General features: G+C 38.0%; 20 protein-coding genes. All 20 read right to left on the reverse strand.

Features of this window, described 5'->3' with window-relative positions; genetic code table 11:
- Positions 1-2 precede the first annotated feature (2 nt).
- The 20 genes from murA to AMD00_RS15480 all read right to left on the reverse strand — a co-directional run bounded on the left by murA (position 3) and on the right by AMD00_RS15480 (position 16,688).
- Positions 3-1,301, reverse strand: coding sequence for a UDP-N-acetylglucosamine 1-carboxyvinyltransferase (gene murA / locus AMD00_RS15390; protein ID WP_053418323.1), 1,299 nt, complete (start codon positions 1,299-1,301; stop codon positions 3-5).
- A gap of 465 nt (positions 1,302-1,766) precedes the next feature.
- A complete protein-coding gene (locus AMD00_RS15395) occupies positions 1,767-2,003 on the reverse strand; it encodes a DUF1146 family protein (protein ID WP_370588367.1) in 237 nt (78 codons plus the stop codon).
- Between the two features lie 81 nt (positions 2,004-2,084).
- Positions 2,085-2,489, reverse strand: coding sequence for a F0F1 ATP synthase subunit epsilon (locus tag AMD00_RS15400; protein WP_053417881.1), 405 nt, complete (start codon positions 2,487-2,489; stop codon positions 2,085-2,087).
- Positions 2,490-2,513: 24 nt separating this feature from the next.
- A complete protein-coding gene (atpD, locus tag AMD00_RS15405) occupies positions 2,514-3,929 on the reverse strand; it encodes a F0F1 ATP synthase subunit beta (RefSeq protein ID WP_053417882.1) in 1,416 nt (471 codons plus the stop codon).
- A gap of 46 nt (positions 3,930-3,975) precedes the next feature.
- On the reverse strand, positions 3,976-4,833 hold the full coding sequence (gene atpG, locus AMD00_RS15410) for an ATP synthase F1 subunit gamma (RefSeq protein ID WP_038180030.1): 858 nt from the start codon (positions 4,831-4,833) through the stop codon (positions 3,976-3,978).
- 53 nt (positions 4,834-4,886) lie between these two features.
- Positions 4,887-6,404 carry a F0F1 ATP synthase subunit alpha gene (gene atpA, locus AMD00_RS15415; RefSeq protein WP_053417883.1) on the reverse strand — a complete coding sequence of 506 codons (1,518 nt, stop codon included), beginning with the start codon at positions 6,402-6,404 and terminating at the stop codon, positions 4,887-4,889.
- A 27-nt stretch (positions 6,405-6,431) separates the two neighbouring features.
- Positions 6,432-6,968, reverse strand: a complete 537-nt coding sequence (locus tag AMD00_RS15420) for a F0F1 ATP synthase subunit delta (protein WP_053417884.1) — start codon at positions 6,966-6,968, stop codon at positions 6,432-6,434.
- Positions 6,965-7,486 (reverse strand): F0F1 ATP synthase subunit B, encoded by a 522-nt coding sequence (gene atpF, locus AMD00_RS15425; protein WP_053417885.1) that lies wholly within the window; start codon positions 7,484-7,486, stop codon positions 6,965-6,967. The genes AMD00_RS15420 and atpF overlap by 4 nt, the downstream gene beginning before the upstream one ends.
- A 168-nt stretch (positions 7,487-7,654) precedes the next feature.
- A complete protein-coding gene (gene atpE, locus AMD00_RS15430) occupies positions 7,655-7,879 on the reverse strand; it encodes a F0F1 ATP synthase subunit C (protein ID WP_053417886.1) in 225 nt (74 codons plus the stop codon).
- A 76-nt stretch (positions 7,880-7,955) separates the two neighbouring features.
- A complete protein-coding gene (atpB, locus tag AMD00_RS15435; protein ID WP_053417887.1) occupies positions 7,956-8,669 on the reverse strand; it encodes a F0F1 ATP synthase subunit A in 714 nt (237 codons plus the stop codon).
- 28 nt (positions 8,670-8,697) lie between these two features.
- Positions 8,698-9,069, reverse strand: a complete 372-nt coding sequence (locus AMD00_RS15440; protein ID WP_053417888.1) for an ATP synthase subunit I — start codon at positions 9,067-9,069, stop codon at positions 8,698-8,700.
- Positions 9,070-9,592: 523 nt separating this feature from the next.
- Positions 9,593-10,708 (reverse strand): non-hydrolyzing UDP-N-acetylglucosamine 2-epimerase, encoded by a 1,116-nt coding sequence (gene wecB / locus AMD00_RS15445; RefSeq protein ID WP_053417889.1) that lies wholly within the window; start codon positions 10,706-10,708, stop codon positions 9,593-9,595.
- Positions 10,709-10,729: 21 nt separating this feature from the next.
- A complete protein-coding gene (gene upp / locus AMD00_RS15450; protein ID WP_053417890.1) occupies positions 10,730-11,359 on the reverse strand; it encodes a uracil phosphoribosyltransferase in 630 nt (209 codons plus the stop codon).
- 19 nt (positions 11,360-11,378) lie between these two features.
- Positions 11,379-11,546 carry a hypothetical protein gene (locus AMD00_RS23585; RefSeq protein ID WP_169786367.1) on the reverse strand — a complete coding sequence of 56 codons (168 nt, stop codon included), beginning with the start codon at positions 11,544-11,546 and terminating at the stop codon, positions 11,379-11,381.
- Between the two features lie 216 nt (positions 11,547-11,762).
- Positions 11,763-12,998 (reverse strand): serine hydroxymethyltransferase, encoded by a 1,236-nt coding sequence (glyA, locus tag AMD00_RS15455; protein WP_053417891.1) that lies wholly within the window; start codon positions 12,996-12,998, stop codon positions 11,763-11,765.
- Between the two features lie 21 nt (positions 12,999-13,019).
- Positions 13,020-13,568 (reverse strand): TIGR01440 family protein, encoded by a 549-nt coding sequence (locus tag AMD00_RS15460; protein ID WP_053417892.1) that lies wholly within the window; start codon positions 13,566-13,568, stop codon positions 13,020-13,022.
- A 12-nt stretch (positions 13,569-13,580) separates the two neighbouring features.
- Positions 13,581-14,021, reverse strand: coding sequence for a ribose 5-phosphate isomerase B (gene rpiB, locus AMD00_RS15465; RefSeq protein ID WP_053417893.1), 441 nt, complete (start codon positions 14,019-14,021; stop codon positions 13,581-13,583).
- Between the two features lie 377 nt (positions 14,022-14,398).
- Positions 14,399-15,694, reverse strand: coding sequence for a methyl-accepting chemotaxis protein (locus AMD00_RS15470; RefSeq protein ID WP_053417894.1), 1,296 nt, complete (start codon positions 15,692-15,694; stop codon positions 14,399-14,401).
- A 2-nt stretch (positions 15,695-15,696) separates the two neighbouring features.
- Positions 15,697-16,137: a low molecular weight protein arginine phosphatase gene (locus tag AMD00_RS15475; protein ID WP_053417895.1), complete on the reverse strand. Its 441-nt coding sequence runs from the start codon at positions 16,135-16,137 to the stop codon at positions 15,697-15,699.
- A gap of 56 nt (positions 16,138-16,193) precedes the next feature.
- Positions 16,194-16,688 (reverse strand): manganese efflux pump, encoded by a 495-nt coding sequence (locus AMD00_RS15480; RefSeq protein WP_053417896.1) that lies wholly within the window; start codon positions 16,686-16,688, stop codon positions 16,194-16,196.
- Positions 16,689-16,831 lie beyond the last annotated feature (143 nt).

Raw genomic sequence — 16,831 nt, forward strand, 5'->3', positions numbered from 1 at the left:
GTTTAATTTGTTTGAAATTCTACAGATGCTTTTTCAATCGTCGATACTCTTTCAATATCAGCGCCTAAAGCGGCAAGCTTTTTATGGAAATTAACATATCCACGATCTAAGTGATGCAGTTCAGAAACACGCGTAATTCCTTCAGCTACTAATCCTGCAAGAATAAGTGCTGCTGCAGCTCGTAAATCTGTCGCAGCAACTTCTGCACCTTGTAACTCACATGGGCCATCAATAATAACAGAACGACCATCAATTTTTGCAGAAGCATTCATGCGTCTGAACTCTTCAACGTGCATAAAACGATTTTCAAATACTGTTTCAGTAATAACACCCGTACCAGTTGTTTTCAACATTAAAGCCATTAATTGAGATTGCATATCTGTTGGGAAACCTGGATGTGGCATTGTTTTAATATCTACAGCTTTTAAAGTTCCGTTTGAACGAATACGTAAACCTTCGCCTTCTTCAGTAATTTCAACACCCATTTCACGCATTTTCGCGACAAGTGCTGTCATATGTTCAGCAATGGCATTTTCAATTAGTACATCTCCACCTGTAATCGCCGCTGCTACCATAAATGTACCAGCTTCAATACGATCAGGAATAATATAATGAGTTGTACCATATAGTTCTTTAACGCCCTCTACACGGATTGTGTCAGTACCAGCGCCAACAACTTTACCACCCATCTCATTAATAAAGTTAGCTAAATCCACTATTTCTGGCTCTTTAGCAGCATTTTCGATAAATGTTGTACCATCTGCTAAAGCTGCAGCAGTTAAGATATTCTCCGTAGCACCTACGCTTGGGAAGTCTAAATAAATTTTAGCTCCGTGTAAGCGTCCTTCAGTTGTTGCTTCGACATAGCCGTGTCCCATTGAGATTTTCGCACCCATTAGTTCAAAGCCTTTTAGATGTTGATCAATTGGACGTGATCCGATTGCACAACCACCCGGCATAGCTACGCGGGCAAAGCCATTACGTGCTAATAGAGGTCCCATTACTAATATTGAAGCTCTCATTTTACGTACATATTCAAATTGTGCTTCAGATGATAATTGTTTAGTTGCATCAATTTCTACTGTGTTTGTTTCAGGTGAAAATGATAATTCCACATTTAAACTTTTTAATACTTCATCGATTGTATACACATCGGCCAAATTTGGCACATTTTTAATAATATTTTTTCCTTTTGACGCAAGTAATGTAGCCGCCAATATAGGTAATACGGCATTTTTTGCCCCTTCAACTCGAACGTTACCAGTTAAGGTATTACCGCCTTTAACAATGATTTTCTCCACCATTTGTCCCTCCGAACCCATGTATCCATTTATTATATATTTCAGTCGATAAATTTCTATTGTTTGATGTCAATAATTAGTAAGCAAAGCATATAACATGTTACCTGTTTTTTTGCCTAATGGCAAGTATCCAACAAACTATTTAATTAAGTGATAACAATTAACTATAGACATTATACTTTACGCAAAGTTAGCGCAAATGGTGTCTGATTTTAGAAAACTGGACGCCCATTTTATTTACCCATTTATTATCTAAATAAAACAAATTTCCACAAAATATTTCCTGGGTAATGATTATTCTATATGGAAAAATAATAATATACACTCACAAAGTCAACCATAACAAATTACCAGCAATAATGAAAGCGTTCCCTCTGTAAGAGTTCAAAATTTTTAGCGTATCTTGTCAAAATGACCGATAATCTAGAAATATTATATTATGATTGGTTTTCCATATACAACAAGTTACTCAAAGAGATATGGAAGCTGACTTGACCATCCAGAAAATGTTAAGAAAAAATTCGAAACAGATGATCCAATTGCGATACTTAATAAAATAAATAGCAACTGTATTTGAAACACGTGGTTCTTTTTAAATACTTTTTCAAACATAATTGCTTGTAATGCATAGAATGAGATCCCTATAAAAAATATATGTGAAATAATGCTAATTAGTGCATTTTGACCAATTGATGCTGTTATATCCACACTTCTCATCTCCTTTTTAATAAATCTTAAAAAAGCGGGCAGAAAAATTCTGCCCGCATTTCTAATTTATAAAGATTAGATGTTACCCTCTTTAACGTTGATACGGTTCATAGCGCGTTTAAGTGCAAGTTCAGCGCGCTTGAAATCAATGCCGCTTTGTTTACTTTGTAGTCGCTGTTCAGCGCGATTTAACGCTTCTTTTGCACGAGCAAGATCGATTGAGCTTGCTGTTTCAGCTGAAGGAGTTAAAATCGTTACTTTATCAGGACGAATTTCAACAAAACCGCCGCTAACTGCTACTAATTCAGTTTGCTTGTCTGAATCCAGACGTACAGCACCTACTACTAGTGGCGCAACTGTAGGGATGTGACCAGGTAAAATACCCATCTCACCCGTTACAGTTTTAGCAATCACCATGTTGACTTCTGAATCGTATACTGGGCCGTCGGGAGTGACAATGTTGACTTTTATGGTCTTCATATTTTTTCCTCCTCGTCCCTAGTATTAAAGTTCAATACCCATACTTTTCGCTTTTTCGATAACTTCTTCAATACGACCAACTAGACGGAATGCATCTTCTGGTAATTTGTCATATTTACCTTCAAGAATTTCACGGAAACCTTTAACAGTTTCTTTAACAGGTACATAAGAACCTTTTTGACCAGTGAATTGTTCCGCTACGTGGAAGTTTTGAGATAAGAAGAATTGAATACGACGAGCGCGGTCAACTGTTAATTTATCTTCATCAGATAATTCATCCATACCTAAGATAGCGATGATATCTTGTAATTCGTTGTAACGTTGTAAAGTTTGTTGAACTTGACGAGCAACTTCATAGTGTTCAACACCAACGATATCTGGTGATAGTGCACGAGAAGTTGAAGCCAATGGATCAACCGCTGGGTAGATACCCATTTCAGAAAGTTTACGCTCAAGGTTAGTAGTTGCATCTAAGTGGGCGAAAGTTGTAGCCGGAGCCGGGTCAGTATAGTCATCGGCTGGTACATAGATCGCTTGGATAGAAGTTACAGAACCTTTGTTTGTTGACGTAATACGTTCTTGTAAACGACCCATTTCAGTAGCAAGAGTTGGTTGATAACCTACGGCAGAAGGCATACGACCTAATAACGCAGAAACCTCAGAACCTGCTTGAGTGAAACGGAAAATGTTATCGATGAATAGAAGTACGTCTTGACCTTGTTCATCACGGAAATATTCAGCCATAGTAAGACCAGATAAAGCTACACGCATACGTGCGCCTGGTGGCTCGTTCATTTGACCGAATACCATTGCTGTTTTCTTAATAACGCCTGAGTCGCTCATTTCGAAGAATAAATCGTTACCCTCACGAGTACGTTCACCTACACCTGCGAATACGGAGATACCACCGTGTCCTTGAGCGATGTTGTTAATAAGTTCTTGGATTAATACAGTTTTACCTACACCGGCACCACCGAATAGACCAATTTTACCACCTTTAATATATGGTGCTAATAAGTCTACTACTTTGATACCTGTTTCAAGGATTTCAACTTGAGTTGAAAGGTTTTCAAATGTTGGTGCTTCGCGGTGAATTGGATCACGGCGCTCAGTTGTTGGAATTTCTTCCGCTAAATCGATTGTTTCACCAAGTACGTTGAATACACGTCCAAGAGTGATGTCACCAACTGGAACTGAGATTGGAGAACCAAGGTCTGTTACTACTGCGCCACGTTGTAAGCCATCTGAAGATGACATAGCAATCGTGCGGACAGCATTGTCTCCTAGGTGAAGTGCTACTTCAAGAGTAAGTGTTTGAGGCTCTTCACCAGGGCGTTTAATTTCTACAGTAAGCGCGTTGTAAATTTCCGGTAATGATGAGTTGTCGAATTGAACGTCAACAACGGCACCCATTACTTGAAGAACGTGTCCTGTTTTCATACTTTTCCCCTCCTATCGTACTTGCATTACAGAAGCTGGTGAGCACCTATTCTAAGGCTGCAGCTCCACCAACGATTTCTGTAATTTCTTGTGTAATAGCCGCTTGTCGTGCACGGTTATATACAAGTGTTAATGAACTAATAAGTTCGTTTGCATTATCGGTTGCGCTCTTCATTGCTGTCATACGTGAAGCATGTTCACTAGCTTTACCGTCGAGCAACGCACCATAAATTAAGCTCTCTGCGTATTGTGGTAACAATACTTCAAGAATTGCTTCACCAGATGGATCGAATTCATAAGATGCAGTTGTGCTTGATGCTGCGATGTCTGTAATTGGCAGTACCTTTTTCTCAGTTGGTTCATGTTGAATGGCACTGACAAAGTGGCTGTAGTACATATAAAGTTCATCATATGTACCATCAGTGAACATACCAACAGCCTTACGAGCGATTTGTTTAATGTCAGCAAATAAAGGTTGGTCAGGTAGACCAATTTCTTCATCTACTACGTTATATCCACGTTTCGCAAAGAATTCACTTGCCATACGGCCGATAGCGATGATAACAAACTCATCTTTAGAGTTGTGTCGTTCATCCATAGCGTTTTTAGCAGTACGAATTACGTTACTGTTATAACCACCTGCAAGACCACGGTCAGAAGTAATAACTAAATAAGCCGTTTTCTTAACTGGACGAGATACTAACATCGGGTGTGAACCGTCTGGAGTACCTGCTGCAATTGCAGCTACAACATCCTGAATTTTCTCCATATATGGAACGTAAGCTTTAGCATTTGCTTCAGCACGTGTCATTTTAGAAGAAGAAACCATCTGCATCGCTTTCGTGATTTGACTTGTGCTTTTAGTCGATGTGATACGTTTTTTTATGTCGCGTAATGATGCCACTGGTATTTCACCACCTTACCGTTTATTTTATATTGACGTAAAACTATCAGATCTTATTCTGATTTAGCAAAAGTTTTTTTGAAAGCATTTAAAGTTTCTGCCATGTCTTCATCAGATGGAAGTCCTTGAGTAGTACGGATATGATTTAAAACGTTTTTGTGGCTTTCGTCATTTGCATCTAACCAAGCGTATAATTCGTTTTCGAAACGAACGATATCTTGTACAGGAATATCATCTAAGTATCCTTTTGTTAGTGCATATAGAATTGTAACTTGTTTTTCAACTTTAATAGGTTTGTGAAGTTCTTGTTTTAGAACTTCTACAGTACGTTTACCACGTTCTAATTTAGCTGAAGTAGCTTTATCTAGGTCAGAACCAAATTGAGCGAATGATTCAAGCTCACGGAATGCAGCTAAGTCAAGACGTAGTGTACCCGCAACTTTTTTCATTGCTTTAATTTGAGCTGAACCACCTACACGTGATACAGAAAGACCTGCGTTGATCGCTGGACGTACACCTGAGTGGAATAGATCAGATTGTAAGAAAATTTGTCCATCCGTAATAGAAATTACGTTTGTTGGAATGTAAGCTGAGATATCCCCTGCTTGTGTTTCAACGAATGGAAGTGCTGTGATTGAACCACAGTCATATTTTTCATTCAACTTAGCAGCACGTTCTAATAAGCGGCTGTGTAAGTAGAATACATCCCCAGGATATGCTTCACGACCTGGCGGACGGCGAAGAAGTAATGAAAGTTCACGGTAAGCAGATGCTTGTTTAGATAAATCATCATATACGATTAATACATGTTTACCTTGTAACATGAACTCTTCTGCCATTGAGATACCAGCATAAGGAGCTAGGTATAATAATGGAGATGGTTGAGATGCAGATGCAGTTACAACGATTGAGTAATCTAGTGCACCGTGTTGACGAAGTGTTTCAACTACGCCACGAACAGTAGATTCTTTTTGACCGATAGCAACATAGATACAAATCATATCTTGGTCTGCTTGGTTTAAAATTGTATCGATTGCAACAGCAGTTTTACCAGTTTGACGGTCACCGATGATTAACTCACGTTGGCCACGACCGATTGGAACTAATGCGTCAATCGCTTTAATACCTGTTTGTAATGGTTCGTGTACTGATTTACGATCCATTACTCCGAAAGCAGGGCTTTCGATTGGACGAGATTTTGTAGTGTTGATTGGTCCTAAACCATCAACAGGAAGACCTAGTGAATTGACAACACGACCGATCAATTCTTCACCAACTGGTACTTCCATAATACGGCCAGTACGACGCACTTCATCGCCTTCATTGATGCCTTTAGTTGGTCCAAGGATAACGATACCTACGTTGTTCGCTTCCAAGTTTTGTGCCATACCAAGTACACCAGTAGAGAACTCAAGCAATTCTCCAGCCATGACGTTGTCGAGGCCATGAGCACGAGCGATACCGTCACCAACTGTGATAACTGTACCTACCTCGCTAACTTCCATTGCAGATTGGTAATTCTCCATCTGCTGCTTAATAAGTCCACTGATTTCTTCAGCTTTGATGCCCATGTTTCTCACCTCTCAAATTCTTTATAATTAACCGATTAACGTGCGTTTTAAGCCAGCTAGTTTGTGTGAAATACTGCTGTCAAAAATTTGGTTACCGATCTGAAGTCGAACTCCACCAATTAAAGATGGATCGATTTCGTTTGTAATATTAAGTGTATTTTTACCCACTTTACGAGCGAATGCCGTAGAAATGCGTTGTGTTTCATCTTCTGTAAGAGGTTGAGTAGTGTATACGATTGCATCTGCTACACCTTGCGTATCATTAGCAAAACGGATAAACTCTTCAATCACACTTACTACTTCATGAATACGTTTTTTATCAATTAAGACTTTAATTGCATTCACAATGATTGGTTGGACAGAAGCAAATACTTTAGAAACAAGTTCTTTCTTTTCTTTGTCTTCTAATTTTGGAGAATCTAAAAGTTGGAATACCCCTTTGTTCTCCTCGAAAACAACTTTCACTTCACGTAAGTCAGAACTTACTTCAGTTAGTAATTGTTTTTCTTGTGCCAATTGGAACAATGCTTTGGCATAGCGACTCGCTGCAGTCGATTGACTCATAGAGTTTCCCCTGCCTTCGCAATCGTTTCTTCAATTAGAGCACGATTCTCTTCTACTGAGACTTGTTTTTCAAGAACTTTAGATGCAGCAAGTACAGATAGTGAAACCACTTCTCCACGAACAGCAGCAATAGCTTTCTCTTTTTCAGTCTCGATATCACGCACAGCTGATTCTTTCAAACGCAATGCTTCAGCGCGAGCAGCAGAAATAATTTCTTCTTTTTGCAAGTCGCCTTGTTTCTTCGCGTTTTCAACAATCGTTTGTGCTTCTACACGCGCTTCTTTAAGAAGGCTGCGTTGATCTTCTAAAAGTTGTTGTGATTCTTGACGGCTCTTTTCAGCTGACTCGATTTCACTAGCAACTAATTCTTCACGTTGTTGCATGATTCCCATCAATGGACCCCACGCCACTTTTTTCAAAGCGAACATTAGGATAATGAAAACTGCTAACGTTACAAGGATATCTCCACCATTAATAAATTCAGAAGAATTTCCTAGTACTAGATAGTCTAAAAACACGATTGTTTCACTCCCTTCAAGAGCTTAGAGTTCAAATCTTATATGATTGAATCTTAGTAAGATGTATTGTCTAAAGGAATATTATGCCTTAAAGACATAAAGGAATGGCGAAGTTTTCCTTTATCGAAAAGTCTCTTCGCCATTTTTTTATAAAACAATTAAAGACGATTATTTGTTCATTACGATGAAAGCTACTACTACAGCGATGATCGGAAGGGCCTCAACTAATGCTACCCCGATGAACATTACTGTTTGAAGAACGCCACGTGCTTCTGGTTGGCGAGCGATACCTTCTACTGTTTTTGAAACGATCATACCATTACCAATACCTGCACCAAGTGCACCTAAACCGATTGCGATTGCTGCTGCTAATAAACCAACTGAACCTACCATTGAAATTTTTCCTCCTTGGAAATATAAAGTTTTTTGTGTGTCAGCTACTTAACTTATTAAGTTAAGCATTTTATACTTAATGGTCTTCGCTCACTTTGTGAGACATGTAAACCATTGTTAACATAACGAAAATAAATGATTGGATTGCACCGATAAAGATCGAGAAACCTTGCCAAATCATTGTTGGAACTACTGCTGCGAAGAAACCTAATCCTCCCCAAAGCGTCCCCATACTTGCAAGTAATCCTAAAAGAATCTCACCTGCATAGATGTTACCGTAAAGACGTAGACCAAGAGTTAACGTATTTGCGAACTCTTCAATAATTTTCAATGGGAATAAGAAAGCCATCGGTTGAGCGAAACTTCCAAGATACCCTTTGAATCCTTTCGCTTTAACACCATAGTAGTTAGATAATACAATTATCATAACCGCAAGTGTCATAGTAACGATTGGATCTGCTGTTGGTGATTTCCACCATAATTCTCCATGAATTACGACTGAGAACGGAAGACCAAGCATATTCGCAACGAAGATGAACATAATCAGCGTGATTCCAAGTATATGGAACTTACCACCTGTTTTCCAGTCCATGTTGCTGCCAATAATATTCTTTACGAAGTCCATAACCCACTCCATAAAGTTTTGCATGCCTGTTGGTTTCAATTTTAAGTTTCGTGTCGAAATAAAAGCAATTAAGAAAACTATTAACGCCGCTACGACTAACATTAAAACATTACCTGGGTTAAATCCTAGTCCCCACAATTCAAAATGTGGATTTTCATGTTGCACTTTGCATTCACCTCTCTTTCAAATGCGTTTATTGGTATTTTACATGAAATACGATCCTGTCTACTAAAAGCAGAACGTACGGAATCATTAGCCCAATGACCGTGCTAATTAAATGAAAATACTTTGGCAACATGGTAGCAACCGCTACTGCAGCAATACCTGATGCAAAGCGAAAAGCCGAACCTAGTGATGCCACTTTCTTTCCTTCGTTAATAGAGCGATCAAATCGTTCCATTCTTCGGACTAGAATCCAAAAGTTATAATGACCAAAAAGCGCACCTAATGCGAGACCAGCGAATACTGTTTGATATGGCGTAAAAGCCCATCCTAACGCACAAAATGCGAGCAAAAAAAATAGCATTCTTTTCTGCTTAGCAAAAATCTGATGTAATTCTAGCATTGGTCTTTGATCTCCTGAATCTTATTTTCGAATGACGGAAGTAATAGCTGACCACCGGTTGGATGCCGGATAAGTAGTCATTTAAAACTACTAGCGGAGGCGGAAGCCGTAATCTACTCTCATAAAGAGATGAATCGGAATCCATATTAAATGTGAGAGATAAGCTTTTAATGGAGAACCACCGCATATAAGGACACCAAAAATGATGCACAATACCGTACGAATTTACAAATTATGCCCAAACTGTAAGTCTAGTAGAAACTTGATATTTCAAGTAATTGTAGATTCTTTACAGTTAAGGAACCCTTATCATTCTTACCCTTAGTTAGCATACAATAGTGAATATTTCATGTCAATTGGTTAGAGTGAAAAACTTCACAAAGGTAGTAACCTTGTCAAATTGTCGACAAATTTACAACAATATTGACTTAAATTAAATTATCATCTATTTATAGACAGAAATAGAACTACCTTACAAATTGCTTATAACAAATTATAAGGTAGTTTCAATAAATTATTGACTTCACTTTTCCAAATAGGTCAGTAATGCTTCGACAATTCTTTTTGAGGCAAATCCGTCACCATATGGATTTGAAGCTTGTGCCATAGCATTATACGTATTTTCTTCTATTAAAAGCTCTTTTGCTAAGCTATAAATAGTTTCTTCTTCCGTACCTGCTAATTTCAAAGTACCTGCTTCAATTCCTTCGGGACGTTCTGTCGTATTACGAAGAACAAGAACCGGCTTCCCTAAGGAAGGCGCTTCTTCTTGCACGCCACCTGAGTCTGTTAAAATCATGTATGATTTAGCAGCGAAATTATGAAAATCAAAAACCTCAAGTGGTTCAATCAAATGAACTTTCGCTTCGTCTCCAAGTATTTCATTGGCAATTTCGCGGACAGCTGGGTTCATATGAACGGGATAAACAACTTGTATATCACTATGCTCTACTAATAGTCTTTTTATAGCTTTAAACATATGGCGCATCGGTTCGCCTAGATTCTCTCTGCGATGTGCAGTTAGTAAAATCATACGATCTTGTCCAATTTGTTCAAGCACTGGATGACTGTAGGTTGTGTTAACAGTTGTTTTTAATGCATCAATTGCAGTATTACCTGTAACTACAATCGTGCTATTTGCTTTATTTTCTTTCAATAGGTTTTGTTTAGACTGCTCAGTTGGTGCAAAATGAATATCTGCCATAATACCCGTAAGCTGACGATTCATCTCTTCTGGATATGGGGAGTATTTGTCACCTGTTCGAAGTCCAGCTTCAACGTGACCTATTGCAATTTGGTTATAAAAGGCTGCGAGGCTTGCGATAAATGTTGTGGTCGTATCCCCATGAACTAATACGATGTCCGGTTTAGCTTCTTTCATCACTCGGTCTAAACCTTCTAGCCCTCTAGTTGTGACATCAACAAGTGTTTGGCGATCCTTCATGATGTTCAAATCATAATCTGGCGTAATTTTGAATGTATCCAGCACTTGGTCGAGCATTTGTCGATGTTGAGCTGTCACTGTCACAATTGTTTCGATTTGATCTGAATGTTTTTGTAATTCTAAAACGAGGGGAGCCATTTTAATGGCCTCTGGTCTTGTTCCAAAAATAGTCATCACTTTCCATTTTTTACGCAATGACCTTGCACCACCTTCACATTATTTTGTACCGAATAAACGGTCTCCAGCATCACCTAAACCAGGAATAATATAACCATGGTCGTTTAATTTTTCGTCAAGTGCTGCGATATAAATATCGATTTCTGGATGCTCATCATGAATAGCTTGTACACCTTCAGGAGCTGCGATCAAGCACATGAATTTAATGCTTTTAGCGCCACGTTTTTTCAATGAGTTAATTGCTTCAATTGCAGAACCACCAGTTGCTAACATTGGATCAACGATGATGAAATCACGTTCTTCTACATCAGCAGGAAGTTTTGCATAATACTCGATTGGTTTTAAGGTTTGTGGATCACGATATAATCCGATATGACCTACTTTTGCAGCAGGGATTAGTTTTAATACTCCATCTACCATACCGATACCAGCGCGTAGAATTGGAACAATAGCCATCTTCTTACCTGATAATACTTTTGTTTTAGCTGTTGTTACTGGTGTATCAATTTCAATTTCTTCTAATGGTAAATCACGAGTGATTTCAAATGCCATAAGTGTTGCTACTTCGTCTACAAGCTCGCGGAATTCTTTCGTTCCTGTATTTTTGTCACGAATGTATGTTAGCTTATGTTGAATTAGTGGATGGTCAAATACGTATACTTTACCCAATGTGTTCCTCTCCCTACTTTTATTTATCTTGATTATTATAACAGAAAAACGCAGTTTGACTATGAGTCCATTGCGTTTTTTTAATTTGTAACATTTTGTTGTGTGATTCATCTGCTCGTTCTAGTGTTAATGGCTTATTAAAATAGTAACCTTGTCCAATTACATAACTTAACCGCTTTATAATCACTTTTTGGGAATGTTTCAACATCTCCCTAGATCGATATCATGGGAAATCATCATCTAATAGAATATTCGAACGGACAATTGAAAAAGGTACTAATATTATCAATTATGCTTCACCTTCACAAGGTGAATTCTGTTTTAGAAATCAAGTATTAAAAAAGCTACTTTTGAATGAACAAAAGTAGCTTCGACTATTATTATAATTTGGTAATCTATTTAATTATACGTAAAGTGGATGTTTAGTAGTTAATGCTGCAACACGTTTTTGTGCTTCAGCTTTAATCACTTCATCTTCTGGGTTTTTAAGAACAGATGCAATAATTGAAGCAACTTCTTTCATATCATCTTCTTTGAAACCACGAGAAGTAACTGCAGCTGTACCAACACGAACTCCTGAAGTTACGAATGGACTTTCAGTTTCGTAAGGAATTGTGTTTTTGTTTGCCGTAATTTGTACTTCATCAAGCAATGCTTCTGCAACTTTACCAGTTAACCCCATAGAACGAACATCTAATAATAGTAAGTGGTTATCTGTTCCACCTGATACTAATTTAATGCCTTCTGCTTGAAGTGCTTCACCGAATACTTTTGCGTTTTTCACAACTTGTCCAATGTATTCTTTGAATTCTGGTTGTTGTGCCTCACCGAAGGCTACTGCTTTACCTGCGATGACATGCATTAAAGGACCACCTTGGATTCCTGGGAAGATCGATTTATCGATTTTTTTGCCAAATTCTTCTTTACAAAGAATAAGTCCCCCACGAGGTCCACGTAAAGTTTTGTGTGTTGTAGACGTTACGAAATCAGCATATGGTACTGGGTTTGGATGTTCACCAGCAGCAACTAAACCTGCGATGTGCGCCATGTCTACCATGAAATACGCGCCTACTTCATCAGCAATTTCACGGAATTTAGCAAAGTCAATTTGGCGAGGGTATGCAGATGCACCTGCAACGATTAATTTTGGTTTATGCTCAAGCGCTTTTTGACGAACGTCTTCATAGTCAATTACATTTGTATCTTCTGTAACGCCATACTCTACGAAATTATATTGTACGCCTGAGAAGTTTACAGGGCTACCGTGAGTTAAGTGACCACCATGAGATAAGTTCATACCTAATACCGTGTCGCCTTGCTCAAGGATTGTGAAGTATACAGCCATGTTCGCTTGTGCACCTGAGTGTGGTTGAACATTAGCATATTCTGCACCGAAAATTTCTTTTAGACGGTCACGTGCGATGTTTTCAACAACATCCACGTGTTCACATCCACCGTAATAACGTTTGCCAGGATAACCTTCAGCATATTTGTTTGTTAATACTGAACCTTGTGCTTCCATTACAGCTTCTGAAACGATATTTTCAGATGCAATCAATTCAATATTAGCTTGCTGACGTGCTTTTTCTGCTTCCATTGCTTCAAATACTGCTGTGTCTAGTGCTGCAAGTTTGATCATTATACATATTCCCCCTGTAATCTAGTCCTTTTTATAAACTGCTCTTTCGCCACCAATTAATTTGGGGCGTGTTATCGCAACTGTCACAACTGCCTCACCTATATGGGTTACGGAAGTACGAACAGGAACTGCCACTCTTTTTAAGTGCATGCCAATTAATGTTTGACCAATATCTATACCAGCATGTGCTTGTATTTCTTCCACAACGACCGGATCTACAAGCTGATTATATACGTAAGTCGACATAGAGCCCCCTGCTGTTTGGGCAGGAATAACTGAAACCGGCTCAAGTCGGTAGTCTTCTGCTACTTTACGTTCTAAAGTTAAAGCACGGTTGAGATGCTCGCAACCTTGGAATACTAAAGATAATCCGTGATTTTCAGCAAATGCATGTAATGGTTTGTACAATGCTTCTGCTATTTCTAAACCACCAGCTGTACCGATTTTTTGTCCTTTGACTTCTGAAGTTGAGCAACCAACAACAAAGAGTTGTCCCTTACGGAATGTTACTTGTTGCTCTAACTCAGTTAGAAGCTGTTGTAGTTGATCTGTTATTTGTTGTAAGTTCACTTTATGACCTTCTTAGTCGTTTTCAATCTCTGCAAGTTTTTCAACGCGGCGTTCGTGACGACCACCTTCAAATTCTGTAGATAACCAAGTTCGCACAATTTCAAGTGCAAGTCCTGGGCCAATTACACGTTCTCCCATTGCTAACACGTTTGAATTGTTATGGCATCTAGTTGCTTTTGCACTGAATAAATCATGAACTAATGCACATCGAATACCTTTCACTTTGTTAGCTGCGATAGACATACCTATGCCTGTTCCACAAATTAAAATACCTCGATCATACTTTCCACTTGCTACGCCTTCTGCAACTGGTAGTGCATAGTCAGGATAATCAACTGAATCAGAGGTTTGTGGTCCAAAATCGTCGTAGTTTATGCCTAGCTCTTCTAGCAGTGTCATAATCTCTTTTCGTAAATTGTTGCCACCATGGTCTGATGAAATCGCAATTTTCAATGGGTTCCCTCTTTTCGATAATTTTATTCAACAATAGTTTACCACTTCTAGCTATAGAAAGACATATTTTTCACAGTATTTAAATAAAAGTACTAAATATAAACACGAATATTCTTCTTTCTATAGTTCTTTTCACAGACTTTATACACCAATTACCGAATATAAAACATTGTTATCATGAATTAAATTCGGATTTCAATGGATTTCTCATTGAAATTTCTTTTGATATACAAAATCTGAAAATTCGTTCAACCTATTATTGAGCTATAACATAGTAAGTGTTATTTTAAACTAAAATATACATTCTTTAAAAGTAAAAAACTATCACAATAACCCCATTAAGGCTTTCGTGATAGTCATTATGTACAAATCAATGATTACGAGCGGTCAAATTGCAGTATCATTTTATACAACTCTTCTGACTGCATTTTCAAATGCTTAGATAGTTGATCAATTTCTTCAATTGACCTAGCTTGCTCCTCAGTTACACTTCGAACTTCTTGTGCACCAGCAGATGTTTGTTGAGCTATAGCAGCTACTTCTTGAGATTGATGAGCAGTCGTTTCAATATTATGCAATTGTTTTTCCACAAATCGAGAAATCTCAACGACCGAGTCTGCCATTTCATGAACGATTGATGTCATTCCTTCTACAGCATTTGTTGTTTCTGACACTCTCTCTACTTCTTTTACTGCAAAAGCTACTTGAGAAGTCATTTGTTCCACAACATTATGTACATCTGATTGCATCGTTTGGATTAATCCCGTAATACCTTGTACAGCTTCTGCACTTTGGTCTGCCAGTTGACGTACTTCTTCAGCAACAACCGCAAAGCCTTTACCATGCTCGCCAGCACGCGCAGCTTCAATTGACGCATTTAATGCCAATAAATTTGTTTGTGCGGCAATATCTCCAACCAATTGGATAATGCGTTCAACTTGTTTTGCATTACTTTCGAGTTGATGGATATTTCCTAGTGCGTCTTTGTTGCCTGAAACAATTTTTTTTATACCTGAAACAAGTTCTTCAATTTTCTTCGTTGTAAATGTTAATTCTTTCATCATACGCTCAGAATGTTTCGAGGATAATTCTGCACGGCCATTAACTTCCTTAGCTATAACCCGAACATCTTCAAGCGCCTCTGCTGTTTGCTGAATAGATACCGCTGAGTTTTCTGCACCTTCAGAAATTTGTGCAATTGTAAGAGAAACTGCCTCTGCTTGACTTGCTGCATTTTCAGTTTCCTTCGATAAACTTAGAACTGTTTCGTTAGTCGATTGGAAATTTTGATCAATACTATCTACCATTTTACGCAGATTTTCGAGCATAGACTGAAACGCTACTGCCAGCGCTCTTATCTCGTCATTTGATCTTGGTAAATCTACATCTTCTCCTATGTAGCCTTCTGCTGCGCGGTTTGTAGCAGCCTCTAAATTTTGCAATGGCTTAATAATAAATGAACTAAACGCTGCCGCTAAAATACCAGACCATAAAATACCTAATGCATACGTAATAATTTCAAATATTAACCGATTAATATTTGGGAAAAATTGTGGTTGAATATATTCGATAAAAATTAAACTAGTTGAATACGTGATGATTGCTAAAATTGATACAAATAATACGAGTTGCTTTCTCAATCCAAAAGAATGCTTCACACTTCGTTTATTCATCGTTAGCCCTCCGATAATTTCGTTTCGAGTGCATCAATTAATTTATTTAACTCCTGGAAAGTTTGTCGATACAAATGGACATCTCCTCCAAATGGATCCGAAACATCATAAGAGCCATATGGCACAATGTATTCTTTCAATGTAAATGTTTTATCAGAGATGGATGGAAAAGCCTGCAAAATCATTTCTTTATGAGCTGATGTCATCGTCAAAATTAGATTAGCCCACTCTAAATCCTCTGCTTCAATTTGTTTTGAAACATGTTCTGTAAATATATTTGCCTCTGATAACACCACTTTAGCATTCTCTGAAATTTCACCACCAGGCATTGCGAAAATACCCGCTGAACGAACCTCAAAATTATCTAATTTCTTTGCTTTTAAAATTGCTTCTGCCATTGGACTTCTACAAGTGTTTCCAGTACATATAAAATAAATATTCATTACGCACCCTCATTCCTCATTATATATCATAGTAGTAATAATGTTCCATATAATTCTTAAAATATAGATAATATCCCCATTAAAAGTAATGCAACGCCCGCTATTATCTGTAACATTATACCTAAATTCGCTGGTGTTTTTCTTTTTATTGATAAAGCGATGTAAGAAAAGATAAAAGTTGTTATACCTGTACTCATAATAAATAAACTCTTCTGTAGTTGAAGCATACCAAAAGATACGCTAACTGAAAAGGTATCAAGACTTGCAGTAACCGCTAATAATATAGGAGAGAGATTGGGTGGCTCTTTAACTCTAGCTGATAATAGGAGTTGTAGACCTATCAAACTGAGTAATGCACCGGAGAGCATCTTGGCAATTGTAATTAAATATTGGGCAGCCCATTCCCCTACATAAAAACCGATTAGTGGAAATAAAACATGGAGACCGGCTGTCCAACAGGAAAGGGCAAATCGAAAACGAACCTTCGGTAAAATAAGAAATAGGGCGAGTACATCTAACGCTGTAATTACGCCTGCTATTATTTCCTGCACGCTGTTCCCCCTTGCTTTTGGATATCTCTTTACGATATGCAAGGGATGTTCAGCTTTATGCTAGCTTTCAGATGTGTTGCTTCACTTTTAAAGTGTAATTCTGTCCCATACCAATATTACTTATATCTCTTTTTTCTCGTTCA

The sequence above is a fragment of the Viridibacillus arvi genome (genome assembly GCF_001274945.1).
Classification (GTDB): Bacteria; Bacillota; Bacilli; order Bacillales_A; family Planococcaceae; genus Viridibacillus; species Viridibacillus arvi.